The following is a 25,927-nucleotide window of genomic DNA, read 5'->3' as shown; positions in this document are numbered from 1 at the left end:
TGGCACGTCGAGGTTCACTTTATTTACCCGTCGATCCCGGCGAGGATCTCCGCCAATTTACTGTAGTCATCGCACACGGCGTCTGGCGTGTGCCCGTCCAGAGGACGATCTTTCACCACCGTGAGTAGAACGCCCCGGGCACCCACGGCGTGGGGGCCGCCAATGTCATTGTGTGGACGATCACCAATGTGGACGATGTCTTTGATATCGATATTAAAAGCCGTACCCACGGACTCAAACACGCGGGGGTGAGGCTTGGAGTTACCCAGTTCATCCGAAAACACGAAGTGATCGAAGTAGGGCAGCATGCCCGCCCCTTCGAGGAGCTTGCGCAGGTTCTTTCCGGGACTGAATATGGTGTCGGAGATGATGGCGAGTTTGTACTTGCCGTGGAGCGCCTGAAGGGCCTCCAGCGCGCCCGGCGCGGGGTCGGGCCGGAACTCCAGTTCCATGTCTTCGTGAATCCGCACCAGCTCCGCGAACTCCGCCTCGGGCAAGGTGCGCTTCAATCCATCCAAGATGACGCCAAGGCGCTCGGAGACGCTCATGGTCACGTGGAGATCATGCCAGACCTTGCGATAGGCCGCATCGGCCACGTCGTAGGCCAGATCCACCGTGGCGCGATCGATGGGCGCATGGCGATTGAGGTATTCGTGGACCAGTTGGCGGCGCGCCACCGGCTTGGGGGGAAGCCCGGCCGCCAGGCGCTTGGGCTCGTCGGAATCATCCGCGAAGAGACAGTCCCAAAGGTCAAAAGTTACTGCGCCGATGGGACGTTTCGTCATGATCCGGTACCTCGTGGAATTGGTCTGGTGTGTGGTGGTGCCCCCGAGGTCAAGATCCTAGCACAGGGGTGCGGATGTTGGCAAAAACGGGAAAGATAGGACTGATACGACCGATAAGACCGATTTGGTCAATCCGTCGTATCGGTCCTATCAGTCTCAAACTCTACAGCTCTGCCACTCGTCGCCCGAGCCCGCCCGCCTCGCGCGTAAGCACCGTCACCTCAGTGATGCCATGATCAAGGAGGTATTCCCGCGCTTCGAGAATGCCCGCGCCCACTTCCAGGACCCGGTGGGCGTCGTCGCCAAAGCAACAGGCCACGCCGATGTCCCGAGCCACCTCCAGCAGCCAAGGCGCGGGATAGGGCGTGCCCAGGCCCTTGCGGTAGCCCGCCGTGTTGATATCGAGGATCGCATCGTGTTCTTTCATGACGGCGAGCACGGCTTTGGCGCGTTCGCGAACCTTGGGCGTCTCCAGCGCCGGATCGTTGCCGCCGTGTCGTCGCACCAAATCGAGATGACCGACCACTTCGGGACGAAGCGAGGCCACCATTTCGGCGGCGATGTCGTAGTAGCGCAGCGCCAGACGCTCCAGTCCCCCCTGAGCTTCCACGGCCTGATCGAAGCGGTCCCGGGTGTAGTCGATGATGATGCCATCAACCCAGTGTACAGAGCCCACAAGATAGTCAAGGGCATGGACTTCTCGCAGGCCGCGCATGACCTCTGCGTAGCGTCCGTCGGGGATAACCTCGGCCTCGAAACCCGCCAGGATCTGGATCTGATCGGCATAGGCCACTTGAAGGCGCTTCGCTTCGGCGGCATAGCGCGCAAAAAGATCCGCGAGGTAGGCTGTGTCCCATCCCATGGCCTTTTCTTCGTCGTAAACGTGCTGCGGCTCGACCCGGGGCGCGTGCTCCGTGAGGCCATAGATGGGCATGCCCAGAGCGATAGCGCCTTGCACCAGTTGCTCCAGACGATCCTGGGCGTGATCGCAAAACTCGCCGGAATGTCCGCCATGGAGCGAGACTAGCCATGGGTACGGGGAAGAAATTTCGGGCATGGGCGGGGGCAACTCCTCTACAATGATGCGTGGGCCGCCAAGGATAGCGCAGTTCCGCGCGCAATGACAATTGATCCAGGCTTCAGGCTTTAGACTGGAGTTGAGTCCTGTGGATCAGCATGATAACCGCGACCCAAAGGACCCAAAGGACCCAAAGGACCCAAAGGACCCAAAGGACCCAAAGGACCCATAAGACCCATAAGACCCATAAGACCCATAAGACCCATAAGACCCATAAGACCCATTCACACGGAGTGCCAATCATGTCCACCCACACCGCCACGATCATCTGGACCCGCCGGGGCGCCGGCTTCGACTATGAAACCTACAACCGGGAACACGAGTGGGGCTTTGACAGCGGCCAGCGGCTGAATGCCTCGGCCGCGCCGGCGTACAAGGGAAGCGAGGACTGTGTGGACCCCGAGGAAGCCTTCGCGGCTTCCATTGCAAGTTGCCACATGCTGACCTTCCTCGCCATCGCGTCGAAGAAGAAGCTGGTGGTGGAAAGTTACACGGACGAGGCCGTGGCGCACCTGGAGAAGAACCCGGAGGGCCAACTCGCCGTGACGCGGGTGGAGCTCCATCCGAAGATCCGTTTCAGTGGCGAAAAAGTGCCGAACGAGGATGAAATCGCGCGTATGCACGAATCCGCGCACCGCAATTGTTTCATTGCCAACTCGGTCAAGACAGCGGTTGTGGTGTGCTAGCGATCATAGGCGCGGGACATGAGTTGAATGGTTTTTTGCAGCGACTCGCGCCACTCCGTCTCCAGCCGGGTGCTCCACTTCGGGTCGGTATCGGCCAGGGTTTGAACCAGAGCGTTCAGCCAGAAGGGGTAGAGTTCGGGCAGTATGTTCATGTGTCCGCGATTGTGGGTGACGCTTAGATTCTCCACGAAATTCACGGAGCCCGGGTCGCCCGCAGCGAAGGAGAGGGCGCGACCCACGCCGTCTTTCAGCAGGTTCTTCTGCTTCTTGAAGTCGGTATTGAGAAAGTAGGGCCCGATACGCGGATCGCTGGTGACGAAGCGCTCATAGAACTTGTCGTACAGCTTGTGTTCTTCGGCGCGCATGAGGCTTTCGCGCAGGGTCGCCGAAACCTGACTTGACACGTTGGTGCGCACGAAGCCGTCGGCCCCTTCGCCGGAAGCCTCCAGGCGGAAGCGCCCCACGACCAGTTGCAATTTGATGGACAGGCCGGAAAGCTTCTGTATGGCCTCTCGCGTGTCCGCCACGCGGGCCGCCGTGTCCTGGGCGGCGGTATTGGCGCTGGCCACATTCGCGGCCACGTCCCCCATCCCCTGGGCGGCATCGCCCGCGTTTCGGGCCACTTCATTGGCGCCCTCGGCGAGTTCGCCGATATTTCGCACGATCTCCTCCACGCCATGAACCGCCCCCATGACGCTGCGGGAGACCTCGTTTGCGCCGGTGGTGGCCTCCTGGATATTGCGGGCCACCTCGTTGGCGCCGGTGGCGGTGCTGGCCACGTTTCGGGCGATTTCCCCCGTGGTGGAGGTCTGCTCTTCCACCGCCGCCGCGATGGCCCCGGAGATGGAATCCATCTCGTCGATAACGCCGACGATGGAGGCGATGGCCTCGATGGTGTTGCGCGTGGTCGCCTGCATGGACTCGATCTGGGCGCGGATGCTCTCGGTGGCGGAAGCGGTCTGCTTGGCCAGCTCTTTCACTTCGCTGGCCACGACGGCGAAGCCTTTGCCCGCATCGCCCGCCGACGCCGCCTCGATGGTGGCGTTCAGCGCGAGGAGATTGGTCTGGGCCGCAATGGAGCTGATGGTGGCCACCACCTTCCCGATCTCTTTTGCCATGGCGCCCAGTTCGTCCACCTGATGCTGGGAGTCGCGCGCGCGCTCCAGGGCGTGGCCCGCGACCCGCGCGGCTTTGGAGGCGTTCTCCGCCACTTCGCCGAGGGAAGCGGACATTTCTTCTATGGCGGCCGCGACGCTGTTGACCGAACCGCGCATTTCCTCGCTGCGGTGGGAGACGGCGTCCATATTCACGGACATCTGCTCTACGGCGGCCCCGACGGAACCCAGGTTCTCCGAGACCTCACCGGACGCCTCGGAGACCGAGCTCGCGTTGGCGCTCATTTCTTCTATCCCGGCGGCCATGTTGGCGATGGTGCTGGAGGCCTCCTCCGTTGCGGCGGCGGCCGACTCGGTCTGTGCGCCCATCTGGCCCGCGCTGTCCGAGAGGGCGGAGGAGATCCTGGAGAGCCCCCGGGCCGTCTCCGCGAGATCGCCCGAACCGCTGGCAACGCTGCCGATCATGTCGCGCAGATTGGCGGACATGGTGGCGAGGGCCTGGGTAAGCTGGCCCACTTCATCGCGGCTGTGACTTGTAATCGTGGCGGTCAGATCGCCGCCCTGTATTTTGCGGGCAAAGGCCACCGCCTCGCCGAGGGGCCGCAGCAGGGAGCGGGCGGAGAGCCCCACAATGAAAATGACCAGCGCCACCGCAACCGTGGCCGATAGAAGCAGGCTGAGCATGGCCCGAACGGCGCCATCGTGGAGGGCGGTCACGCCGTCGCGCAGATCCCCGACCAGGTGGTCTTCCACCTCCTTCAGCAGATCGATGCGCGCCGTGCTTGCCTTGAACCATTCCACGGAATCCACGCCGAAGTTACCCTCGGCCGCCTTCTCCAGGGCAATCGCCCGCATGCGCTCCACCTCCCGCGCTTCGGGGCGCTGGAGGCGCTCTTCGAAGTAGGCCACCTGCGCGGGCAGGGCGAGCGACTCGAATGTGCGGAGATAGGTGCCCTGCTCGGCCACCAGCGTTACGAAGCGCTCGTAGAGCCCCGGGGGGAACTGTCCCGCGGCGAAGGTGTTGCTGAGGGTGGCGCGCTCAAGGCCCGCCCGCTCTTTGCCCTGAATGAAGCTGGCGTAGGTGTAGCCCTCCTTCGCCAGGACTCCATTCCCGATCTGCCGGACGGCCGCCTCAATCGATGTAAGGATCAAGGCGTGGGTCCGGGTGTACTCCGCCACGGCGTCCGGGGCCTTGATGGCCTGCGCATCCACCTGATCGCGGAGCCCGGCCAGGGCGTCAAGACGCCCGACAATCTCCGTCACCTGCCCGCCGAATTCATCGCCCAGGAAGCCGAGGTCGGTTCCTTCAAGGAAGGCGAGCAAGGCTTCGCGGGCCGGATCGGTCTTCTGGCGCTGGGCGGCGAGCTCCGCGCCGAACTTGGCCCCGCCGCTGCCGAGAAAGCCCGACGACGCGCCCCGCTCGGTCTGGGATTCGTGGACAAAGTCTCCGAGGGAAACCACGAGCCCTGCGATGCGCTCCACGCGGTCGGCTTCCCGAATGTCCCGGTAGTTTCCCGCGATTTGAAAGCACAGCACCACCACCGCGAGGGCGAGGGGCAGCCCCGCGCTCAGATACAGTTTCTGCCCTACCGAATTAAGCATGGGTCTCTCTCCCTTTGGCCACCCGCGGGCGTGCGTGGCCGGTCCACCACGACATGCGGCAACAATTCTTACACCGCTAATATATACAATAATGCCTTTTGTGTATATGTTTATTTTCGGCGCGCGCGCGGGAACTCGCGTGGCGCGTGAGAATCGTGGTAGCGTGGATTACACTTGACGCGAAGCAACAGATTTCGAAGCTACGGAGGTTCCCACCATGCTGCTAAACGCCCTGATCGCCGCCGCCACATCCCTGGCCGCATTGCACGATCCCGCCAGTGTTTCACCCCTCTCCACGGGCCATCAGTTTACCGAAGGCCCGGTCTGGCGGGCGGACGGCACCCTGCTGTTCAGCGATATTCCCGCGGATCGGATTTACACGGGCAAGCGTGAGATTTTCCGCGATCCGAGCGGACAATCCAATGGTCTGACGCTGGATCGGGAAGGGCGACTGATCGCGGCGGAACACAAGACGCGCCGGGTGACCCGGACGGAAAAGGACGGGACGATCACCGTGCTGGCCGAGACATTCGAGGGCAAGAAGTTCAACAGTCCGAACGATGTGATCGTTCGGGGAGACGGGGTTATCTTTTTCACGGATCCGCCCTACGGACTGGAAGGCGGTATGGCCAATTCCGAGCTGGGCTTCAGCGGGGTCTACGCAATCGAGCCCGAATCGAAAACGGTGACGCTGGTGGGCAAGCATTTCAACAAGCCCAACGGCCTCTGCCTGTCGCCCGATGAGAAGATGCTCTATGTCGCCGATACCGAGGGCGACCACGAGCCCTCGGAGAAGGTGGGCGACATTTGGGTCTTTGGCATCGGGGAAACCGGGGCCTACGAAGGCGGCAAGGTCTTCTGTCAACTCCCCTACCCCGACGGCATTAAGGCGGACACGCAGGGCAACATCTGGGCGACCTGCGAAGACGGCGTGCGGGTGTATGGCCCGGCGGGCGACCTGCTGGAGACGGTGGTGCTGCCGGAAGGTCCGGCCAACTGCGGTTTTGGCGGCAAGGATGGCAAGACCCTGTATGTCACGGCGCGCACGAGCGTGTACACGGTGAAAACCAGCGTCGCGGGGATTTTTCCCGCGGGTAAGAAATAGCGATGTGGCGACGATGGGACGGATCCGACGGATCCATGTAGTCGGCGGGATCTCGCCGATCCGTCTGATCGGTCTGATCCGTCTGATCGGTCCGACAATCCAACCGATGCGCCCGAAAATCTCAAATTCTTGAATCGCCACCGCTTGCGTACTACAATATGCGGGTTGTGCGCATAGTTTCCGAAGCGTCACGGATGCCCGCATGGTGCGGCACCCGAGCCTTGAGCACGGCCCGACGCAAATCGTCCCCTCGCCTTTCCCCATAAATCCGGGGCGGGCCTATTTTTACTCTCTGGAGAAAAAACATGCAAATCGATTTTGGCGGAGTTGAAGAACACGTCGTCACGCGCAAAGAATTTCCCATGGCGAAGGCCAAGAAGGTCCTGAAGGACGAAGTGATCGCCGTGATCGGCTACGGCGTGCAGGGTCCGGCGCAGGCGCTGAACATGCGCGACAACGGCTTCAACGTCATCGTGGGCCTGCGCAAGGATTCCAAGGAAAGCTGGAAGCGCGCGCAGAAGGACGGCTGGGAAAAGGGCAAGAACCTTTTCACCACCGAGGAAGCCGTGGAGCGCGCCACCGTGGTGCAGTTCCTCGTGTCGGACGCCGCCCAGAAAGCCTACTGGCCCACGCTGAAGAAAATGCTGAAGCCCGGCATGGCCCTCTATTTCTCCCACGGCTTCTCCATCACCTATAAAGAACACACCAAAGTCGTCCCCCCGGCGGATGTGGACGTGATCATGGTCGCCCCCAAAGGTTCCGGCACCTCGGTGCGCCGCAACTACCTGGCGGGCGTCGGCATCAACTCCAGCTACGCCGTCTTCCAGGACGCGACCGGTCGCGCCGAAGACCGCTGCCTGGCCCTGGGCATCGCCCTCGGCTCGGGCTACATGTTCCACACCACCTTTGAGAAGGAGGTATACAGCGACCTCACCGGCGAGCGCGGTATCCTCATGGGCGCCCTGGCCGGCGTCATGGAAGCCCAGTACGAAGTGCTCCGCAAGAACGGCCACAGCCCCGCCGAAGCCTTCAACGAAACCGTTGAGGAGCTCACCCAGAGCCTCATCCGCCTGGTCGACGAGAACGGCATGGACTGGATGTTCGCCAACTGCTCCGCCACGGCCCAGCGCGGCGCCCTCGACTGGTCGCCCAAGTTCAAGAAGGCCACCCTGCCGGTCTTCAAAGAGCTCTACGCCCGCGTTAAGAGCGGTGAAGAGTGCAAGCGCGTCCTCAAGTCCACCGGCGGCGCGGACTACAAGGAGAAGCTCGACAAAGAGCTTTCCGACCTGCGCAACAGCGAAATGTGGCGCGCCGGCGCGACCAGCCGCGCCCTCCGCCCGAATGTCCCCGAGGCCCAGCGGGTCAAGTCGGACAAGGGCGTTTCCGGACGCGGAAAGAACTAGCAAAATGGACCAGCGGGACCGGGCAAACGAATAGTTGTCCGGTCCCGCTTTTTTTGCTTTAATACCGAAAACTATGCCATGCTCCTTGGCGAGGGTGGAACGCTTACTACGGAGGCTTACATGGGCACCGTTGCGAAACAGGTAGAGATGCGCCGGCCCGGGGTGGAAACGGCTTCGGTTCGTTTTTTCCGGGGAGTCATGCGCACATCGGGCACGATTCCCTGGTCGAATTGTGTTTCGGAGCCTGAGCACCCTTCGTTGACCCCCCACTTCTGCCGGACGTCCGGGGAGGTAGCCCCCCGTTGAGCGATTTGATTCCAGGCGCCGTGGCCGGGCCGTTGGACGGCAAGAATTTTGAAGCCACCTGGTACGGCGACTATCTCCAGGCTCATCTCCTCACCGATATAGGCCTGAAGCGCCAAAAAAATGAAGACTCCTGCCTGATGTGCGCCCCGAAGAATCCCGTGCTCGCCGACGAGCGCGGTGTTTTGTTTTCCGTGGCGGACGGCATGGGCGGGGCGAGCGCGGGCGAATTCGCCAGCCGAATGTCGCTGCGGGCCATGCATCAGGCCTACTTCAACGGGCCGCGCGCGGCCATTCCCCCCTCCCTCCGGGACGCTCTGGTCCAGGCCAATCAGCAGGTATTCGAAGAAGCCGAGACCAATCCGGAGTATTCCGGAATGGGCACGACCGTTTCGGCGGTGCTCATCATCGGGGGCTGGGCCTATATCGCCCAGGTGGGCGACAGCCGGGTTTACCTGCTGCGCGAGCACTCGGGGATCCACCAGATCACGGAAGATCATTCCCTGGTGGCGGAGCAGGTGCGCAATGGGGTTATCAGCGAGGCGGAAGCCGAAAACAGCTCCTTCAAGAATCTCATCACGCGCGCCGTCGGCATCAAGGCCGATGTGGACGTCGATCTTTTTGCGGTGCGCCTCGAACAGGGCGACACCCTGCTCATCTGCTCGGACGGCCTCTCCAACATGGTGCCGAACGCCGATATCGCCGAATGCCTTTCGGACGGCGACTTGAAGGCGGGCACCCGCAAGGTCGTGGAACTCGCTCTGGAAAACGGTGGTACGGACAACGTGACGGCGGTAACGATCCGGGTGGTGGATGTGCCTCCGAGAACCCCGATCCAACCGGGTGCGCGGGAAATCGTCCTGCCCAGCACCAGCCTCTGGCAGCGCATCTTGAGTTGGTTTCGTTAAGGGATTGCGATAGAGGGTCGCCCCAATCTCCTCGGGTGCCGCCCGTACGCTGAGGAGCGCAGCGGGGGAGCTTACGGGTCAAGGCACTGAGTTTTACAAGTTTCACCCGCCCCCTGCCGCGTTCCCTTCAAAACAACACGCCTACCTTCTTCCGCCGCAATCACACACCCGTAAACTTGGTCGCCGCAGGCTCCCGCGTGTACGGGTGGCACCCCTTCATTGCCTTTGATCGCCAAAGAGTCACCCCTGCGGACGCGGTGCTACCGGCTGCGCTTCCGGGGCCCGCGGCGTTTCGCGCCGGGCCGCTTGCCCCGCGATGGATTGCGGCGGCTGACCTGCCCCTCGCCCACCTCCTCCACGGCCTGTAGCGATTTGGATATGGGAATGTACCGGGCCTGCTTGTCCTCCTGCACGTTGATACAATGGCACTGAGGGCAGGTGGAGTGGCGGAGGGCGTCGGTGTCCAGATAGATATAGGAGCAGAAGGTGCAGCGCCAGAGGTATTGCTTCTCCAGCACGAGATGGGCCTTGCGCGTGACGACTTCCGTCTGAAGCCAGATAAAGAAAGCGCCGGCGACGATAATGGAGGAATAGAGGATCAGGGCGGCGGGCAAAGAGATTTCGATCATCGCGACTGGCCCCTTGCCTCACGCTGAACCCGGAGGGTCGCGGTCTGGTTTGCGCCGTCACCCACCTCCAGCGGCTCGAAGCGGTACTGGAGCGCCGACAACTGAACCGCGTCCACGAGCTCGCGGGCGTCGAGGTTCGGGCTGAAGACATTGACCACCCGCCCGAGTGGGTTAACCTGCAACACCATTTCAATGGGCTGGGTAAATTCCGCCGGATCGATGTCCCACAGGGCTTCAATGGGCGGGGCGAAGAGGAGCTTGCGATCCGTGGGGGCGCCCGCCCAGACCACATAGGCTTCAAAGCCTTCGGCGGGCCTGCTGGCGGGGCGTGGCGCCGGTGTTTCTTCCATTGGCAGCGGGCTGGGCTCTACAACGCCGGGCGCACCGGAAAGGCGGAGTTGGGTGATGCTGCGGGACATGTTGGACAGTCCCCGGCTGAAGCGGGCCCAGCTATCGTCGGAGGGTTCGCGAAAGAGGGGTTCGGGCCGGATAGGTTCTGGATCGCTCTCCTCCCGTACACGAAGTCGGTCCAGTTCCGCGAATTCGATGGTGGGCAACTGGACGCCTGAATCCGCGCCGGCGAGTCCCCGCAACGCCAGTTGCGGGCCGGCGCCGCCAACCGGCGCCAGCACGTCCACAACGGGCCACGGCTCCGCCTCGGGGGTTACCGAAACGATGGTGAACTCGGTGAAGCGGATATCCTCCCGCGGGATGTAGGTCACGATCCGAAATACGGTCACCATGGACAGGTGAAAGATGGCCGAAACCAGAAGGGCCACGGCGAATCCCCGGCCGGCTTCGGGCTTGCGAAAGTACTGGTACCAGTCCTCGCGGGGCGCCTCGGTGGTCATGGCGTTCACCCGTCGTCGGGGGTCTGGGCGGCGACACTGAAGTGTTCGATGCCCACGCTGTTGGCGATCCCGAGCACTTTTACCATGCGGCCGGAGGTGACGCGCTCATCGGCGTAGATCATCAGAAACGCATCGGGGGTGGTCTCGCCGATAGCGGAAAGGGCCTCGGTCAGGGCGGCCCAGTCGCCGACTTCGAGGGGCTCCGCATGGGCTCCACCGCTGACCTGAATGATCCCCTCGTTGTCGGGACCGCCTTCGCCGGACTGGAGGACGAGCATGGCGTCTTTCGTCTCCAGCTCGGGTGTGCCTTCGGCTTCGGGTATTCGTATCGGCACGGAGGTCTGGGCCACGAAGGTGGACGACAGCATGAAGAAAAACAGGAGCAGCAGCACGACATCGATGAGGGGTGTCATGTCGAGTGACGCCACGATGCGCCGTTTGTGTTGCCGCTTGAAATGCATGGATCAGTCCCCGTCTTCATCCCGGTGGCGGGCCAGCAGATCGACCACCTCGGCCGAACTGATTTCCATTTCCACGACGAGGTTGTCCACCCGTGTGACGAGGTAATTGTAGACCACCAGGGCCGGAATGGCGACAACCAGCCCGGCGGCCGTGGTGATGAGCGCGTTGCCGATGCCCTCGGCCAGATCGGAGGGATTCACCAGGCCGCGTTTGTTCTGAATCTGGTCGAAGGCCTTGATCATGCCGGTCACCGTGCCGAGCAGCCCGAGGAGGGGCGCGACGTTGGCGCAGGTGGCCAGGGCGGAGAGACGGCGCTCCAGGTGGGGCATTTCCAGATTGCCGGCGTCTTGAATGGCCTCGCGCATCTCGTCCTTGCTCCGGTTGTGCTTGAGCACGCCGGCCTTCATGAGGCGCGCGATGGGCGCGTCGGTCTCGTCGCAAATCTGGATGGCTTCCTGGATGCGGTTTTGCCGCAGGACCTGGCGCATGGTCTCCATGAACTCGCGGGTGTTGATGGAGGCGCGGCGCAGAAAGAGCAGGCGGTCGATGACGATCGCCAGGGCCACGAAGGAACAGAAGAAGATGGGCCACATGACAATGCCGCCCTCGGAAATCAACTCATAGGGTATGAACGATGGTTCGGCCAAACCACAAACTCCTGTTCTGTTGGCGGTGGTGATGTCGGGGGCAGTCCGTAATAAATGGGTCGTATGGGTCGTATGGGTCGTATGGGACAAGGGGTCGATCTCATTCCAACCCATAAGACCCATTCCCGCCCGCACGTCTCAGTGACTCACCAGCGTGCCCAGCCCTTCGCGGGTGAAGATTTCGAGCAGCAGGCTGTGGGATACGCGCCCGTCGATAATATGCGTCTTGCGCACGCCCGCCGTCAATGCGGTGATGCAGGCTTCCACCTTGGGAATCATGCCGCCGGCGATAATCCCTTCACCGCGAAGCCGCCCCACTTCATCCACACGCAACTGGTGGATCAGAGAATCCGGGTCCTTCACGTCGCGCAGGAGCCCCGGGGTGTCGGTGAGAAAGACGAGCTTCTCGGCACGGAGGGCGCCGGCAACTTCACCGGCGGCCGTGTCGGCGTTCACGTTCCACGTGCCGCCCTGGGCATCCGTGGCGACGGGAGCAATGACGGGAACGAGCCCGGCGGCGGTCAGGGTGTCCACGATACGGGTGTTCACCTGGACGATTTCGCCCACGTGGCCGATGTCGGATCCATCCGGCATGAGCTTCTTCTGGGCGAAGAGGAGGTTGCCGTCTTTGCCGGAGAGGCCGACGGCGTTGCCGCCCGCGCGGTTGAGCAGGCTGACGATATCTTTGTTGAGCTTGCCGGCCAGCACCATCTCCACGACTTCAATCGTGGCGTCGTCCGTGACACGCAGGCCGTGGGCGTTGAAGGACGACTGAATATTGAGCCGTTTGAGGGTATCGTTGATGGCCGGACCGCCGCCGTGGACGATGACGGGGTTCATGCCCACGTACTTCATGAGCACGATGTCTTCTGCGGTGCTTCGGCGCAACCCGGGATCGGTCATGGCGGCGCCGCCGTATTTGATGACGACGGTCTTGCCTTCGAAATCGCGGATGTAGGGCAGGGCCTCGATGAGAACGGCGGCTTTCTGTATGGACTCTTGCATGTTACCTGCTCTGCGGACGGCGCTGCCGCCACTCAAATCTGGGGTGAAACGTTTGGCCCGCGTTCCGGGCATGGATCAGGTTCGGTAGTCGGCATTGATGGAGACGTAGGCGTGGCTGAGGTCCGAGGTCCAGAACACGGCCGAACCGGGGCCGTCGCCCAGACTGACCGAGACCACGATATCGCGCTGGCTCATAATGGTCTTGGCCGCCGTCTCGTCGAAAAGGGTTGGAAGGCCCTCGTGCACCACGGGCAGATCGCCCAGCAGGATGCTCAGGTCTTCGGGGGAAAAGGTCACACCGGAATAACCCGCCGCACAGGCGATCCGGCCCCAGTTGGCATCTTCGCCGAAGAAGGCGGTCTTGCACAACTGAGAATGGGCGATGCTCCGCGCGGCGGTCTTGGCGTCGTTGTCGTTCTCGGCGCCGTTGACCCGGATCTCGATGAATTTGGTGGCCCCTTCGCCGTCGCGCACCACGGCCTGGGCCATGGCGACGCAAATCTGGTCCAGGGCCTCACCGAAGGCCTCGAAGTCGGGTGTGCCGGGCTCCAGGGCCGCTCCCATGGCCATGCCGTTGGCCAGGCAGACCACGGCGTCGGAGGTGCTCATGTCGTTGTCGACGCACATGCAGTTGAAGGAACGGTCCACCGAGTGCTTGAGGGCGGCGCGCAGGTTCTCCGGCGCAATCCGGGCGTCCGTGGTCAGCACGGCGATCATGGTGGCCATGTTGGGCGCGATCATGCCGGAGCCCTTGGCCATGGCCCCCAAACGAATGGGCCCGGTGCTGAGGGGGATCTCGATAGCCATTTCCTTGGCGACGGTGTCGGTCGTCATGATGGCCTGGGCCGCATCGAGGTTCCCCGCGGGAGAAAGGGCGTTCACACAGCCGTCCACGCCGTTCAGGATGCGATCCATGGGCAGTGGCACGCCAATAACACCCGTGCTCAGTACGGCAACTTCCGTCACGGGCACTTCCAGGGCCAGCGCGATACGCTCGGCGGTCTTCTGGGCATCGGCCACGCCAATGGACCCGGTGCAGGCGTTGGCATTGCCGCTGTTAACAAAAATGGCCCGGCCTTCGCCGCGGATGCACACGCCCTCGGTCCACTGGATGGGCGGGGCCTTGAGCACGTTGGTGGTAAAGGTGCCCGCGATGGAGGCCTTGACCTGGCTGGTCACCAGGGCGCAGTCCTTCCGATCCAGACCTTTCCCCTTGATGTTGCCGTTGAAGCCGGAGGCCTGAAAGCCCTGGGGCGCGCAGACGCCGCCGTCGATAATTCTCATGGCGCAAGGCCTCCATAGAGCAAGCCGGTCGTTTCTTCGAGGTCAAACATGAGGTTCATGCACTGCACGGCCATGCCGGAGGTACCGCCCACCAGATTGTCGATGACGCAGAGCAGCAGCAGATTGCCCGTGCGGCGATCATGGAACCAGCCGAAGTCGATGAAGTTGGTTCCGCGCACGTGCTTCACTTCGGGGGCCGCGCCCTCGCCCAGCACGCGGATGAAGGGCTCGCTGGCGTAATCACCATAGTAGTCGGCGGGATTGAAGTTCGCCGTGGGCCGCAGCACGATGGTGGTGTGAATCCCCCGGTTCATAGGGGCCACATGGGGTGTGTACTGCACCTTCCAGGTGTTGTTCAGGGCCTGCTCGATCTCGGGGATGTGCTGGTGCACGGCCACTTTGTAGGCCTTGAAGTTCTCATTCATCTCCGGGAAGTGCAGGGCCTCGCTGGGGGTCCGACCCGCGCCGGAAATGCCGGAAACGGAATTGATCACGATGGATTCCGGGGCAATCGGCGCGCTCAGCAGGGGCCGCAGGGGCGTGATGATGCTGATGGGGTAACACCCCGGCACCGCGACAAGATTTGCACTCCGCAGGGGCTCGCGCCAGCCGGGAACATAGCCATAGACCGCTTCGTCGAGCAATTCCGGGGCGTGATGCTCGGTCTTGTAGTACTCGGCAAAAAGTTTCGTATCTTTCAGGCGGAAATCGGGTCCAATATCGATCACCCGGACACCGGCGGCGCGCAGGCCCTTTACAATCGTTGTGGATTCCGCGCCAGGCACGCCCACGAAGACCACATCGCACTGGGCGGCCAGCTTTTCGGGCTCGAAGGCCACGAAAGCAAGATCGGTCAACGAACGGAACTGGGGCAGCACGGCATCCACCCGCTGCCCGACGGCACTGGAGGAGACGGCGGCCACCACCTTCACATGGGGATGGGGCAGCAGCAGTCGGAGCAATTCCCGACCGCCGTATCCTGTTACGCCTACTATACCTGCACGAATCATAAAACCTGCCTTTTCTAGAGCCCAGTATTATAGTCGCGGGCCCGGAAGGGGTGCAAACACCGGGGGATGCGCGGCTCTTTCCGGTGCCCTGCGCCATGCGCACCTTGCGGGATTTTCGGCAGGATCGATGCCAACTCTATTGCATTCTTTTCCGCAATTCCGTATGATTGTTGGGCTAGTGTCACCCCAAGCAACCCGCTGAGACTTACTTGCGATCACCCCGTTACACCCGCTCGCCCACATCCCCCGCCCCTTCAGGCGCCAGGCGGGCCGGTGCCGTGTCTCGTGGCCGACTTTCCCAACACCTCCGTGAAGGTGCACCGTTGTGAAACATGCAGGCGACTTTCTGCTGGGTATTGCCGGACTTCAGGCCGGCCTGATCCGCGCGGACGACTTTGCCGCGATCGTTCGGGCGTGGGATTCCGGTGACGGCGAAGCCACCTTCGGGCAGGTTCTTGCTCAATCCAGCCGGGAGGATGCGGTGGAGCAGCTCCGGATTCATGCCTCGCGACTCGCTCAAGTCGCGGAGCGGGATCTTCCCGGAGCTTCGGCGGAGTTGCGGGAAGTGATGAAGTCGCTGGGTCTCAGTCCCCACGAGGCCATCACGCTTCAGCCGCCGGACGGCTTTCTGGACGCGCCGGGCGCGGGCGACGAAGTTGCGGAGGAAGTGCCGGGGCGCTACCAGTTCTCCGTGGAACATGCCCAGGGCGGTATGGGAAAAATCCTGATCGTCTTTGACAGCTTCCTGGCCCGCCGCATCGCGCTGAAGGAACTGCTGCCGCCGACCCCCGTCTCCAGTAACGCCTCCACGCTTGAAGTGCGGGGACCGGGCCCCGGACCGCTGGCCCAGCAGCGGCAGGCGCGCTTTCTTTATGAGGCGCGCATCACGGGACAGTTGGAGCATCCGAGCATCGTGCCCATCTATGAGCTGGGTCGCCGGGCCGATGGCAGCCTGTACTACACGATGCGGCTGGTCAAAGGAAAAAGCCTTCGCCAGGCGATCCGCGCCGCGGGGTCTCTGGAGGGGCGTCTCCGACTCCTTTCCCATTTCACCAGCCTGTGCCAGGCCATCGCGTTTGCCCACAGCCGTGGCGTGATCCATCGGGATATCAAACCGGGGAACGTGATGGTGGGCGAATACGGCGAAACCGTGGTCATTGACTGGGGTCTGGCCAGAATGCGCGAGTCCAGCGCCGATCTGGAAGGCGGCGGGGTGGTGCGCCCGGACATCGACCTGATGAAGGAGGCGGAGGCGGATGTGGTGGCGGTGGGCACACCGGCCTACATGCCGCCGGAGCAGGCCCGGGGCGATGTCAACGCCATCGACGAGCGATCCGACGTGTACTCCCTTGGCGCGGTGCTCTATGAACTGCTGACGGGCAGCGCGCCCTACCCGGACCCGACTTCCGCATCGGCGCTGAATAAACTCCTGGCGGCCCCGCCAACCCCGATTTCGGAATTGGTGCCGGAAGCGCCGGAGGAGCTGGTGGCGATCTGCGGGCACGCCATGGCCCGAACCCCGAATGACCGCTATCAGTCGGCGCGCGAACTGGCCATTGACATTGAGCATTTCCTGGCGGGACGCCTGGTGGGGGTCTATCGCTACAAGCCGATGGAATTGTTTTCCTACTTCGTGCGCCGCTTCAAGGCGCCCCTGCTGGTGGGTGGCGTGGGCCTGCTCGGGCTGCTGGCCACCGGTACCGTGGCCTATCTGCAGGTCCAGTCGGAGCGGAACAAGGCCGTTCAGGAATCGATCCGCGCCCAGGAAGCCGAACGGCTTGCGGAGACCGCACGGCAGAATGGGGAGCAGGAGTTTTATCTGGCGGCCATCTCCAGCGGACGCCGCTTCATTTCGGATGGCCAGTTTCTCCGCGCCATGACCCAGTTGGAAGATTGCAGCGAGCGCTTTCGCCACTGGGAATGGGGTCATCTGGTCTATCTCTGCAACCGCGACCAGCGGACCTTTCGCGCGCACAGCCCCGAGACGGCATGGTCCGTCGACATCACAAGAGACGGGCGCTACGCGGTGACGGGAGGGTTTGACAAGACCGCGAAAGGTTGGGAGATGGCCTCGGGGAAGGCCTTGTTCACTTATGAGAGTCCGAACGGCGCAATCATTGAAGTTTCCTGCCACCCGACCCTTCCCGTGGCGGTTTTCGCGGAGGAAGGGGGAACCCTGACCCTGTACGCGATGGAAGAGAAGAAGGTCCTTTCGAGTTGGCGCGTCACGGAAAAAGGTGATGTGAATTGCGTTCAGTTCAGCCCCGACGGTCGGACCTTTGCTTCGAGCGACGAACAGGGCCACATCCGCATGTGGGACTTTGAGACCCGTGCGGAGCGCTGGTCCATCGCGCCGGTCGAGGGGGGCATCGAAACGCTGGACTTCAGTCCCGACGGCACCCTGCTGGCCACATCCGACAGGAGCAAATCGATCTCGCTTTGGAAGGCCGCCGATGGAACGCCGTGGAAATCGCTGACCGGCCACGCGAGCCGGGTAACCTCAATGGATTTCAGCCCGGACGGCAAGTACCTCGCGAGCGGCGGGCGAGACCGCAATATATTCATCTGGGACCTGGATACGGGCGCCGCGGCGCGGCAAATACTGTCCCCCAAATCGACGATTTGGTGTGTCGCCTACTCGCCCGATGGCCGCTTCCTGGCGAGTGGCAACTCCGATCGCGATCTGGACCTCTGGAACACGGCGGACTGGACCCTGAACCGCACCTATCAGGGCCACCTGCGGCAGATTTACTGCCTGAGTTTCAGTCCGGATGGCGGCGCGCTGCTGTCCGGCGACGACGAGGGCATCGTGAAGCAATGGGATATCCGCAATCCGAATACGGTGGACGAGCATTGGACGCTGAGGGGTCATACGGGGATGATCAATCACGCCTCCTACAGCCCCGACGGCGCCCTGCTGGCCACGGCCGCGGGTGACTGGCAGACCAACGATGACACCACCGCGCGCCTGTGGGACTCTGAAACCGGCAGCCCGATTGGGGTGCTGGCGGGTCACACGGCCTCGGTGCGCCATACGGAGTTTCACCCCGATGGGAAGGTGCTGGCCACGAGCAGCCATGACGGAACGGTGCGTATCTGGGATACGGCCACGCGGGAACTGTTGCGGGTCCTGGGTCCCTTTGACGTGCGGGTTAATGTCTCGGAATTCAATCCCCACACGCCATCGGAGATCCTGATCGGCCTTTACAACGGGGAACTGGTGCTGGCGAACTGGACCAGCGGCGAGATCATCGCGCGATGGAAGGAGCACGAGGGCGAAGTGCTGGGCCTTTCCTACCACCCGAAAGGCGAGTGGTTCGTTTCCGCCAGCGCGGACGATACCGCGCATGTGATGCGGGCCGAGACGCGGGAACGGGTAAAGATCCTCGAACATGCCGAGGCGAACATCCCCTCCGCGGTATTCTCTCCCGACGGCCAGTGGCTAGCCACGGGCGGTCACGACTGGCGGGTGAAATTGTGGGCTACGGGCACCTGGGAGCAGGTTCACGAACTGCAGGGCCACACCCAGGGCGTATACTCCGTCAGCTTCAGCGACGACGGGCGGCGCCTCCTCTCCACGGGCACGGACGGCATTTCGATCCTCTGGGACCTTGCCACCCTTCGGGAGGTGCTCCAGATCCCCGGCCGCATCGGTGCGATGCGCCCCGGGAACGCCGACATCGTGACCGCGACCACAACGGGCGACGCCTTTGTCTTTCCCGCCTTTCCGTGGAAGTCGGAAGCGTACCCCGGCGCGCCGGACCTGCCGCTGAGTGTGCGCGCGGAGGCCACGAAACGCGAATTCTGGGAATCGAGACTCTCCACCAGGGGTAAAGCCGCACCCGGACAACGTCCTTGAACCTGACCGGGAATCTGCTACAATGCAGAGGAGCGCAGAAAATCCGCTTCAGGCTGTGGGCGGATCTTGGGGCCCGGTTTCGGGCAAACATCAGGCGAGAGGACACCATCATGGGCAACATCCAGATCGATACGTCGCGTTTTCGCAAGACCCACCCGGGCGAGCCGGATTCCCACCAACTGGCCCTCTGGACTTTTCATATTGCGGAGCAGGAGGTCAACTTCTGGGGCCGCTACACCGTTGCCGAGGAGACGGCCCGCTATTTCGCGCGCACGCGCGGCCTGGACAGCGGTGTCATCACCCTGGTGGAAAGCAGCGGCCACACCCGCGGATTTGTCTCCCATTAATCGGGAACCCGCCCAGCGCGGCCCCCGGAAGGAACAGGCCATGAATGACGAGCCCGTGTCCACGCTCCAGCATTTTCCCAATGAAATGGTGGCTGAAATCGCGCGCTTGACCCTCGACACCCATGGGATCCCGTCCGTCGTATCGCGGGATGATTGCGGTGGGATGGAACCCTACCTGCAGGCGGGCCTGGGCGTTCGACTGCTGGTGCACGAATCCAATTTTGCCGAGGCGCGCCGAATTCTCGATGCCATCGAGGAGACGGAGACGCAGTTCGAGTAGCGCGTTTTCTTGCCGGGTCGCCCGCGACGACAAGCATGAAGTCGGAACGTCCGGGCTATCTCCTCCGCGACCTTCTTCGGCTTTCGCCACCCTCGCACATGGTCACCCCGCCGTCGGCACGGCCAGGGCCGCGTGGGCGGCTGGATCGTTCCCACCGAGCCAGTTCCCTTCGATGGTATACGTCACATCCGGTACCGGTCGCGGACAATCTTCCCCGCCGATGGTGTCGTAGCTGATGTCGCCCTCAATCCGAACTTCGGGCTCCCCGGCCTGGCGCACGATGGAAATTGTTGTGGGCGCGCCGAGGCGCAGCGTGGTTGTTCCTTCGGCCCCGCGGATAGTCAGCGCCGTACCATGCACCAGCGTCAGCGCGTCGCGATCACGGACCAGCGTAAACGCGGCATCGCTCTCAATGCGAACACCATCGCCAAATTCCGCCAGCCCCGGCCCGAAGGCCATGTGATACGTATGCTCCACCGTGGTCAGCCGCAGGGCGTCGGAACGATTCAAGGCGGCCTCCACCGATTGGAGATTGGGCGTCTCCTTCCAACTGTCCCACACGGCCAGAAAGGGCGCATGGTCCTGACGGCGCACACACAGGGTCTGGGTCGGGGGAAAGGCGGGCGTGATCACGGCGTTATCCAATGGATAGGTCTCCAGCGCAAAGACCCGGGTGGATGGTGCGCCGAGCATGGTCAGGCGCGAAGTCACGCCGTTCACCGGCCACTGGGCAGTCCAGACCTCATTTGATGTCGCCGCGAGCACATTGCCCGAGCCGCCCGCGATCCAGGTTTCCGGCGTGAAAGCCCCGGACTCGACGGGCAGCGAAATCGTGGGCGTCGGGCCGGCGTGGTTCACGATCCAGTCGTGGATCTCCCCGCCCTCCACGCGAAAGCAATCGAAGATGATATCCTCCACCACCGCGACCGAACGTCGATACACGGGCACCTGGGGATAGAGCTTGTCCCCGTGCGCCTCGGCGAACTGAACGATGGGGCCCGCGTGAAAATAGGCGATGACGGGTGTCTGCTCGGGCGTGAGATCCTCGCCCTGGGGGCCGGATTGTGAATCCACGGTGACCGTATTGTGCGCGAAGGTCCGGGTGCCCAGTTCGCGCAGGCTTTGCTCGTTGTAGGGCACGCTCTTTTCCAGCGCGAGCAACTCGCCATGGGCGAAGTGGGTCAGGCCGAGATGATCGGCATGCTGGTGGCCCCCGCCTTTGATCAGCGCGTTGAGGCCAGCCCAGACGCGGTTCCCCTTCCATTCATTACGCAGCGACACCCAGCCACTGGAGAGGTTGGCGCTGGTGAAGGGCTGATCGTGCTGTACAATCGCGGGCGCGCCATAGAGCAGGCCATCCCATGAGCGGGCGCCCTCCCGATATCGCGGATAGTCGCCGACGGCCTTGATATCGAAATAGCGATAGCCCACCTCGGCCGTGGACACATAGTTTTCCATGCCCGATCGGGCTTTGGTGGAATCGCCGATGATGGTCATGGTGCGATCCGGCATAGCCATCGAAAGGAACCAGGTCAGGGCATTCTGGATTACCTTGCCGCCCGTGCTTTCGCGCACGGTGAGGTCATATTGGTCGGCCGGGAATCGCACCGGATCCATTTGTGACACATGACGGGAAAGGACGGCATATTCACAGAGGTGGTTAACCGGATAGAGGTGATAGCCCGAGGCCAGCTCCCAGAAAGCGCCGTCCGGATTGAAATGGGTGGCCAGAATCCGGTTCATGCTGCGGTGTTCCGGAAGGGCCTCGCGGCTGAAAGCGCCATAGCCAAAGGACCAATCGATCAAATCCTCCCGCTCCAGGGCCAGGGCCGCCTGCAGGATGGTGCGGTGCCATTGATACACGTTGTTGTGATCGTAAATGTAAACCGGCTCAAACATCACGTCGTCCAGCATACGCTGGATGGCGTTGACCTCCACCATGGCGCGCTCATCGGGCGTCATGCGATCGCGCAACAGCTCGTAGGTCTGAGCGAGATCGAAGAGGATCTTGTTGTCCCCCTCGCGGTGATAGGTGAAGATGCTGCCATACTGGCGAAAGGTGGGCATATCCGGCGATAGATCCTTGCCTGGACGCCAGGGCATGGAACGCATGCGCTCCGCATAGAGCAACAACAGCTCGGTGGCCCTGTCGAGCAGGCGGCTGTCCGCCTCCATGCGCCCGATCAACGCCATCTCCACCATGCGCTGGGTCAGCGTGATGTGAAAAAGACACACCCAGCCATCGTAGAGGTCGCCGTGGTAGCGATCCGAAGGCGTGTAGACACCCGAGTCCACTTCCGGCGCGAACGTCTGCTTGCAGGTGCCGCACTGGAAAGCATCGGGATTGAAGGGATCAAAATTGAGGCTTACGCGATCCTTCGGACACGAAAAATTGTGGTAGACGTTGCCGCCTTCGGTCGGGAAGATACGGCGGAGCTCATCCGAAGGCAAATCGACCCAGGGCTGCACCGCGCGCTGGTGGGTGGCGTAGACATCCCGCGCCCAGGACTCGGTCGCGATCTTTTCGCGTATCTCCGCGATGGTGCCATCGGTGATCATGCCGGCGGGATGCTGCCAGGCGGCGGAAAGCGTGAAGGAGAGAAGCGCGAGGGTGAACTGCATGGAAAGAATTACTCCGAGAATGGATGCGTGGCTGACGCGGTGCAGTGTAGATCACCGGGATTGGCAAGTTCACTCGGGCCATTGCAGCGCATCACCCCGGCGCATTGCCCCGGCGCCCGCGCTATGTCAGAATGACGCGCACATTGAAAGGATTCTTTTGCCATGACTTCGTTCCTCTTATCCATGCTGGCGCTGACCGCCGCGGTCGAGTTGCCGGCCCGGGAAGTCGTCAACAAAACGGTGGGTGTGTATCGCGACCTCGATTTCGCCGTGAACGCGGATGAGTCGATTCAGCTTGATTTCTACGTGCCCAGGGCCGGCACGGCCCCCCTGCCCGCCATTGTCGTGATAGCCGGAGGCGCCTTTCTCGCTCAGGACGAAAAGAAATTCAAGGACGAGGCCCGAATTCTCGCAGAGGCCGGTTTCGCCGCCGCCAGCATCGCCTATCGCGGCTGGCCCGGCGACTCGTTCCCGGCTGCAGTGGAGGATGCCAAAGCGGCGGTCCGCTATCTTCGGGCCAACGCGGTCACGTTGAATATCGATCCCGATCGCATCGGTGCGTTTGGACAGTCCGCCGGCGCCTATCTGGTCGGCATGCTGGCCGTCAGCGCCGGTGAGGCGGAGCTGGAAGGAACTGGGGGAAATCCCGGCGTACCCAGCGGCATCAAAGCTGCCGTTTGCTTTTCCGGCCTCTTCGACTTCATTCGCGGTGAAGGCGGCGAGAAAGAGGGTGGATCCATCGCCAAGCGCACCTTTAACCGACTCTGGATCGGTGGCCCGCTGGAGGAAAACCCCGAGCTCTGGGCGAAGGCCTCCCCGATTAGTTACATCACACCCGAGGACGCCCCCATTCTGTTTGTGCATTCTCGCAAGGATTCCATGGTGCCCTGGTCGCAGTCTGAACAAATGTATCAAGCGCTCAAGAAGGTGCGACCCGAGAGCAAATTGATGCTGCTGGACGAAGGCGGGCACAACATTCGTGACAATCGCAAGGTCAAGGACGAAGCCTGGGCCGCGGCAATCGCCTATTTCAAGGAGCACCTTTAACCCACGCCATTGACGGCTCGCCGTGTCGCCTCTACAATGACGGAAAGGCAACGCACAGGGAGTCTCCGCCATGAATCTGCTTCTCCTGCCCTTGTGGGCACTGCTGGCCGTGGATACGCCAACCCCGGAATCGCTGAGTGATACGGTGGCGCTCTATCGAAATCTGGAGTTTGCCGCCTATGGCGATGAAAAGCTCCAGCTTGACCTCTACGTGCCACGGAACATTACTGATCCCGTGCCGTGCATCGTGGTCATTCCCGGAGGAGGATTCCGACCGCAGGTGAAGGAAAAGTTTGGCGAGGCCGCGCGCCAGTTTGCCGAAGCGGGCTTTGCTGCGGCGAGTATCGGATATCGCGGCTGGCCGGACGATCCCTTTCCCGCGGCGGTTCACGACACGAAAGCGGCGGTGCGATTTCTGCGCGCCAAAGCGGGCCTGTACAAGATTGACGCGGCGCGTATCGGCGCCTTTGGACAATCGGCGGGAGGGCATCTCGCAGGAATGCTGGCCGTATCCGATGAACCGGCCCTGGAGGGCGACGGGGGAAACGCGGGTGTGTCCAGCCGAGTGCAGGCAGCGGTAACCTTCGCGGGGGTCTTCGATCTTATCGAGCGCTTTCGCGAGACTAACGTCGCTGAAAACAATCCGGAGAAGCGCCAGTCCAACGGTGCCTGGGTCGGTGAGCCCTTCTCCCCCGACAGCGCCCGCTGGAAGCAGGCTTCGCCGTACTTCCATGTATCCGACGGCGACGCGCCCATGCTCCTGGTTCATTGCAAGGATGACAACACGGTGGCCTGGACCCAGTCGCAACGGATGCACGAAGTCATAAAGGTCGTGCGCCCGGAAAGTCGCCTTCTACTTTTCAACGAAGGAGGCCACAACATTCGCGGTTCGGAGAACGTGAAAAAAGAGGCCTGGGCCGCGACTATTGCCTTCTTCCGCGAGACCCTTTTGAAACCCCAGCCGGAAATGCCCTTTGTCCCGGTAGTCGCGCCCACGCACGCGGACGTCTCTTATGGCCCCTACAAGCGCAACGTGATGGATGTGTGGCTGGCGAAGAGCGATAAACCTACGCCCATGCTGATTTCCATTCACGGCGGCGGATTTCGCGGCGGCAACAAGAAGGTCAGCAATCGCCTGCTGAGCGCCTGCCTGGAGTCGGGCATTTCCGTAGCCGCGATAACCTATCGCCTGACGGATGAGGCCATGGCCCCCGCACCCTTCCTCGATGCGGCGCGTGCGATACAGTTCATTCGGCTCCACGCGGAAGAATGGAATATCGATTCGGCGCGCCTGGCGGCCAACGGCGATTCGGCGGGCGCGGGCATCTCCCTGTGGCTGGGGCTGCACGACGATCTCGCCGACCCGGACAATACGGATCCCGTATTGCGCGAATCGACGCGGCTCGCGTGCATGGCGGTGGAGAACGGGCAATGCTCCTACGACCCCCGCTTCATCCGAGCGCTTGTTCCCGAAATGGCCACTTGGGAGCACCCCGCGCTGGGCTACCTCTTCGGCGTAAGGCCGTCGGAGATAAACCAGCTTTCCGAAGAGAAATCACGCCTTATGGAGGAAGTCGCCGCCATTAACCACGTGAGTAGCGATGACCCGCCGGTGCTCATGACGTACAACAGCGCGGCGGACGAAGCCGTGACCTCGCTGCGCATCGGCATTCACCATCCGCGCTTCGGATTCGCCCTCAAGGAAAAGCTGGACGCGGTGGGCGTGCCTTGCGAGGTCGCTTGCGGCTATGAGGGCAAAGGAGAAGAGCGGGACGCACTCATCATGGCGTTCCTGAAGCGGACGATCCTGTAGCCGGCGGAGTGAGCCCAGCCTCGACCCTGTGTATGAAAGCGTTAATGGCCTCGGCAACCGCCTCGGGCTGCTCCACGAGCAATGCGTGAGAGGCATTGGCTATCCAGGCCATCTCGATGCTCTCGCGCTCAGGAATCTGCATGGCGGCGCGATCGGGCACGGGGTTCATGTTGCGATCACCCCAGATTTGCAACATGGGAACCTTCGTCTTTTTCAGCGCGCCATTACCGTCCCAGTTGCGCCATACGGATCCGAAATTCTGCCGCTCCGCCTCGGTCAGCCGCGCCAGGCCGCGCTCGCGATTCGCCGTGCGCTCAGCTTCGTGCTCGGGGCTGAGCGGAAATTCCGGCAGGTGGCCGAAGGCGTTTTTCTGCACCGTGTGGTGCGTCCAACCCTCGATGGGAATGGATCCCGCAAGGCCCTTCGGCTCGCGCCCCGCGATCTCGACCGCAAGCATGCCGCCAATGCTGTGGCCACTGATGTAATAGCGCTCCAGCTTCAGATGCTCCACAACTTTCAGCACGTCATCTGCAAAAAGTTCCATGGAACCGTTCAGCGTTGCGGGCGAGCTGTCGCCATGGCCCCGCAACTCGACGATGACAAGACGAAAGCTCGGTTCAAGATGGGCGGCGAGCCGGTTGTAGACCAGGTAGTCCCCCCAACTCCCTGGAATCAGCACCAGCGTGGGACCGCCTCCTTCGCGCGTGTGCCAGGCCAGGCGCGTGCCATCGTCCAGCGTGAGATGGTTGTGGGTAAAGGCTTTCGCCATGGCCTCGTTAACCGCGGCGAGATCCGCCAGGGCCTTCTCGCCGGGTGTCTGGGCCTGAAGCGTGGCGGAAAGGTAAGCGACGATGATTGTGGTGAGTATTCGAATCAAGCGCATGGTAGATCCCGGTCGGCGTTGGGGCCTGAGAGAACGAAGCCTTAGTTTCGTAGGATTTAACCCCACGGGACTCGGGGAACGCAACTGGTCGCGAGCGCCCGACCCCAAGGGGGGCTCCGAACCACCGTCAGGCCATCAGCCAATTTCATTGACAGGATCCGAAGCGCTTGCTATGCTTCCGCCATGGAATGCCTGCATCGAAA

Annotated in this window: 21 protein-coding genes; 9 read left to right on the top strand and 12 right to left on the bottom strand. The window is 62.5% G+C overall.

Annotated features, from left to right (window positions below):
- Positions 1–23: 23 nt before the first annotated feature.
- Both JNK74_05810 and JNK74_05805 read right to left on the bottom strand, forming a co-directional pair.
- Positions 24–785, bottom strand: a complete 762-nt coding sequence (locus JNK74_05810) for an HAD family hydrolase (protein ID MBL7645692.1) — start codon at positions 783–785, stop codon at positions 24–26.
- Between the two features lie 163 nt (positions 786–948).
- Positions 949–1,842, bottom strand: coding sequence for a histidinol-phosphatase (locus JNK74_05805; GenBank protein MBL7645691.1), 894 nt, complete (start codon positions 1,840–1,842; stop codon positions 949–951).
- Positions 1,843–2,105: 263 nt separating this feature from the next.
- On the opposite strand from JNK74_05805, the gene JNK74_05800 reads away from it, so the two are divergent.
- The gene (locus JNK74_05800; GenBank protein MBL7645690.1) at positions 2,106–2,549 is read left to right on the top strand and encodes an OsmC family protein; all 444 of its coding nucleotides are present in this window, start codon (positions 2,106–2,108) and stop codon (positions 2,547–2,549) included.
- Here JNK74_05800 and JNK74_05795 read toward each other — a convergent pair.
- Positions 2,546–5,266 (bottom strand): nitrate- and nitrite sensing domain-containing protein, encoded by a 2,721-nt coding sequence (locus JNK74_05795; GenBank protein MBL7645689.1) that lies wholly within the window; start codon positions 5,264–5,266, stop codon positions 2,546–2,548. The two genes, JNK74_05800 and JNK74_05795, sit on opposite strands and share 4 nt — an antisense overlap.
- A 217-nt stretch (positions 5,267–5,483) precedes the next feature.
- On the opposite strand from JNK74_05795, the gene JNK74_05790 reads away from it, so the two are divergent.
- The 3 genes from JNK74_05790 (at position 5,484) to JNK74_05780 (ending at position 8,985) form a co-directional block, all read left to right on the top strand.
- On the top strand, positions 5,484–6,371 hold the full coding sequence (locus tag JNK74_05790; protein MBL7645688.1) for an SMP-30/gluconolactonase/LRE family protein: 888 nt from the start codon (positions 5,484–5,486) through the stop codon (positions 6,369–6,371).
- Positions 6,372–6,676: 305 nt separating this feature from the next.
- Entirely contained in the window at positions 6,677–7,774 is a 1,098-nt protein-coding gene (gene ilvC, locus JNK74_05785; GenBank protein ID MBL7645687.1) for a ketol-acid reductoisomerase, read from the top strand.
- 302 nt (positions 7,775–8,076) lie between these two features.
- Complete coding sequence (locus JNK74_05780) at positions 8,077–8,985, top strand: Stp1/IreP family PP2C-type Ser/Thr phosphatase (GenBank protein ID MBL7645686.1); 909 nt, start codon at positions 8,077–8,079, stop codon at positions 8,983–8,985.
- Positions 8,986–9,245: 260 nt separating this feature from the next.
- On the opposite strand, the gene JNK74_05775 is transcribed toward JNK74_05780, so the two are convergent.
- The 7 genes from JNK74_05775 to JNK74_05745 all read right to left on the bottom strand — a co-directional run bounded on the left by JNK74_05775 (position 9,246) and on the right by JNK74_05745 (position 14,873).
- Positions 9,246–9,614, bottom strand: coding sequence for a hypothetical protein (locus tag JNK74_05775; protein ID MBL7645685.1), 369 nt, complete (start codon positions 9,612–9,614; stop codon positions 9,246–9,248).
- Positions 9,611–10,465 (bottom strand): hypothetical protein, encoded by an 855-nt coding sequence (locus tag JNK74_05770; GenBank protein ID MBL7645684.1) that lies wholly within the window; start codon positions 10,463–10,465, stop codon positions 9,611–9,613. The genes JNK74_05775 and JNK74_05770 overlap by 4 nt, the downstream gene beginning before the upstream one ends.
- A 5-nt stretch (positions 10,466–10,470) precedes the next feature.
- A complete protein-coding gene (locus JNK74_05765; protein MBL7645683.1) occupies positions 10,471–10,926 on the bottom strand; it encodes a biopolymer transporter ExbD in 456 nt (151 codons plus the stop codon).
- A gap of 3 nt (positions 10,927–10,929) precedes the next feature.
- Entirely contained in the window at positions 10,930–11,574 is a 645-nt protein-coding gene (locus JNK74_05760) for a MotA/TolQ/ExbB proton channel family protein (GenBank protein MBL7645682.1), read from the bottom strand.
- A gap of 138 nt (positions 11,575–11,712) precedes the next feature.
- Positions 11,713–12,579, bottom strand: coding sequence for an acetylglutamate kinase (gene argB / locus JNK74_05755; protein MBL7645681.1), 867 nt, complete (start codon positions 12,577–12,579; stop codon positions 11,713–11,715).
- 75 nt (positions 12,580–12,654) lie between these two features.
- On the bottom strand, positions 12,655–13,863 hold the full coding sequence (gene argJ / locus JNK74_05750) for a bifunctional glutamate N-acetyltransferase/amino-acid acetyltransferase ArgJ (GenBank protein MBL7645680.1): 1,209 nt from the start codon (positions 13,861–13,863) through the stop codon (positions 12,655–12,657).
- Positions 13,860–14,873: an N-acetyl-gamma-glutamyl-phosphate reductase gene (locus JNK74_05745; GenBank protein ID MBL7645679.1), complete on the bottom strand. Its 1,014-nt coding sequence runs from the start codon at positions 14,871–14,873 to the stop codon at positions 13,860–13,862. Before JNK74_05745 ends, argJ begins: the two co-directional genes overlap by 4 nt.
- 325 nt (positions 14,874–15,198) lie before the next feature.
- Here JNK74_05745 and JNK74_05740 point away from each other — a divergent pair, with 325 nt between their 5' ends.
- The 3 genes from JNK74_05740 to JNK74_05730 all read left to right on the top strand — a co-directional run bounded on the left by JNK74_05740 (position 15,199) and on the right by JNK74_05730 (position 19,359).
- Entirely contained in the window at positions 15,199–18,732 is a 3,534-nt protein-coding gene (locus JNK74_05740; GenBank protein ID MBL7645678.1) for a protein kinase, read from the top strand.
- 110 nt (positions 18,733–18,842) lie between these two features.
- Positions 18,843–19,079, top strand: coding sequence for a hypothetical protein (locus JNK74_05735; protein MBL7645677.1), 237 nt, complete (start codon positions 18,843–18,845; stop codon positions 19,077–19,079).
- A gap of 40 nt (positions 19,080–19,119) precedes the next feature.
- Positions 19,120–19,359, top strand: a complete 240-nt coding sequence (locus JNK74_05730) for a DUF2007 domain-containing protein (GenBank protein ID MBL7645676.1) — start codon at positions 19,120–19,122, stop codon at positions 19,357–19,359.
- Positions 19,360–19,461: 102 nt separating this feature from the next.
- Here JNK74_05730 and JNK74_05725 read toward each other — a convergent pair whose 3' ends face one another.
- Positions 19,462–21,981, bottom strand: a complete 2,520-nt coding sequence (locus JNK74_05725) for a heparinase II/III family protein (protein MBL7645675.1) — start codon at positions 21,979–21,981, stop codon at positions 19,462–19,464.
- Positions 21,982–22,143: 162 nt separating this feature from the next.
- Here JNK74_05725 and JNK74_05720 point away from each other — a divergent pair, with 162 nt between their 5' ends.
- Together JNK74_05720 and JNK74_05715 are read left to right on the top strand one after the other, a co-directional pair.
- The gene (locus JNK74_05720; GenBank protein ID MBL7645674.1) at positions 22,144–23,028 is read left to right on the top strand and encodes an alpha/beta hydrolase; all 885 of its coding nucleotides are present in this window, start codon (positions 22,144–22,146) and stop codon (positions 23,026–23,028) included.
- A 70-nt stretch (positions 23,029–23,098) separates the two neighbouring features.
- Positions 23,099–24,841 (top strand): alpha/beta hydrolase, encoded by a 1,743-nt coding sequence (locus tag JNK74_05715; protein MBL7645673.1) that lies wholly within the window; start codon positions 23,099–23,101, stop codon positions 24,839–24,841.
- On the opposite strand, the gene JNK74_05710 is transcribed toward JNK74_05715, so the two are convergent.
- A complete protein-coding gene (locus tag JNK74_05710; protein MBL7645672.1) occupies positions 24,810–25,724 on the bottom strand; it encodes an alpha/beta hydrolase in 915 nt (304 codons plus the stop codon). The genes JNK74_05715 and JNK74_05710 overlap by 32 nt on opposite strands.
- Between the last annotated feature and the right edge of the window lie 203 nt (positions 25,725–25,927).

Source organism: Candidatus Hydrogenedentota bacterium (genome assembly GCA_016791475.1).
In the GTDB taxonomy this organism is placed as follows: Bacteria; Hydrogenedentota; Hydrogenedentia; order Hydrogenedentales; family JAEUWI01; genus JAEUWI01.
Note: the sequence above shows the minus strand (reverse complement) of the source record. Positions and strands in the feature narration are given on the sequence as shown.